Genomic DNA, 1704 nt, shown 5'->3' with positions numbered 1-1704 from the left:
GCTGCTAAATTCCGGTGGATGGCCGTCCCTAATGATGGAACCCATGATACCCCGGAGGAACAAATTGTTTTTTCTAATGACGTGGCATGGGATTTCCCAAGGGGTTCCGTACTTATCAAGCATTTTGAACTGGGTGGTAAAAGACTCGAAACCCGCTTTGAAATCAAGGGTGATGACGATGTATATTACTACCTGACCTATAAGTGGAATGAAGCCCAAACAGATGCTACGCTGCTTAATGAAGGCCTTTTGGAAGACGTGGTAGTCGATGGGGTTACCCAGACCTGGCAATACCCCAGCCGGGTGGAGTGCATGTCCTGCCACTTTCCTCAAAACGGAGGCGTATTGGGCCCCAAAACAAGAAACCTGAACTCGGTTATCACCTATCCGGGGGGTACATCTGCCAATCAACTGGTAAACCTTAGTGAAATGGGGATCATCCCAGAGGTTATAACAAATGCAAATGTCGGTAACTATATGGCCGTTTCTGCCAAGGACGACCTTAGTGCCTCCCTTGAAGACAGGGCTCGCAGTTATATCGATGTGAATTGTTCCAGCTGTCACAATCCCACGGTGGACAATATTGCCCAGTTCGACGCCCGCTATACTACCCCACTGGAACTCCAGAATATAATCTATGGGGAGGTCAACTACGATCTCGGACTTGACAACCCCAAACTGGTCATTCCTCAGGATGTGGCCAACTCAGTGTTCCATTACCGGATGAATTCCCTTCAGACCAATGTCGAAATGCCACCGATTGCCAAAGACGTAGTGGATGAGGCAGGCGTACAACTTATTGAAGAATGGATCAACAGCCTGACGCCGAATACCTCAAATCCACCTGAAGCTATTATTTCCGCCTCAGTCACCAATGGAATGGCCCCTTTGTCGGTAACATTCGATGCCTCTGCTTCTACCGATCCTGACAATGACCCGCTTACCTATCAATGGGACTTCGGCGACAGCACCACCGATCAGGGAGAAGTAGTGACTCATGTATTTACCAACCCTGGCACCTATACGGTTACCCTGACCGTCGATGATGGAGGGCTGACAGACCAGGCCACCACCCTTATTACAGTGAACAGCAATACAGGGTCTGGCACTGTAAGTTTTTCAGATGCCACCAATCTCCTTCAGGGGGATAACTTCAGTGGACTTGTTATGGGCGTAGTAGATATGAATGGGGATGGAAAAGATGATATCCTTCAATTCGACAATGGCAGGATCCTTAAAATTCAGTATCAAAACAATGCCGGGCAAAACTTCAACAACTACATTTTTGGTCAAGTTCCTACCATACTGAATGATGGTCGAATTCAATGGGCTATCATCGCTGCGGATGTCGATAAAAATGGCTTTAATGATATTCTCTCTGGAGGATATTACGATGGCATCAAGCTGATTAGCAATAACAATGGTAATAATTCATATACCTCTGAATTCCTTCCCGGAGGAGTGTTTTTTATTCAGGGAAGTGTATTTGCAGACATCAATAACGATGGTTGGATCGATGCTTTTCTGGCCAATGACGATGCTGAATCTATAGCCCTTACAAATAATCAAGATGGCTCTCTATCAGTCAATGAAGCCATTCTGAATACCGAAACGGTTCCTTCAAGTGATAACTCAGGGAACTACGCCAGCACCTGGATCGATTATGACAATGACGGAGATCTGGACCTCTATATCTCAAAATGC

At 46.4% G+C, this 1704-nt stretch carries 1 protein-coding gene; it reads left to right on the top strand.

The genetic code is table 11. The annotated features are described in order from the left end of the window. Positions 1-18 precede the first annotated feature (18 nt). On the top strand, positions 19-1704 hold a 1686-nt coding region (locus QU605_RS15255), incomplete at its 3' end, for a PKD domain-containing protein (RefSeq protein WP_289726194.1).

Origin of the sequence: Robiginitalea aurantiaca (genome assembly GCF_030380815.1) — a bacterium.
Taxonomy (GTDB): Bacteria; Bacteroidota; Bacteroidia; order Flavobacteriales; family Flavobacteriaceae; genus Robiginitalea; species Robiginitalea aurantiaca.
Note: the sequence above shows the minus strand (reverse complement) of the source record. Positions and strands in the feature narration are given on the sequence as shown.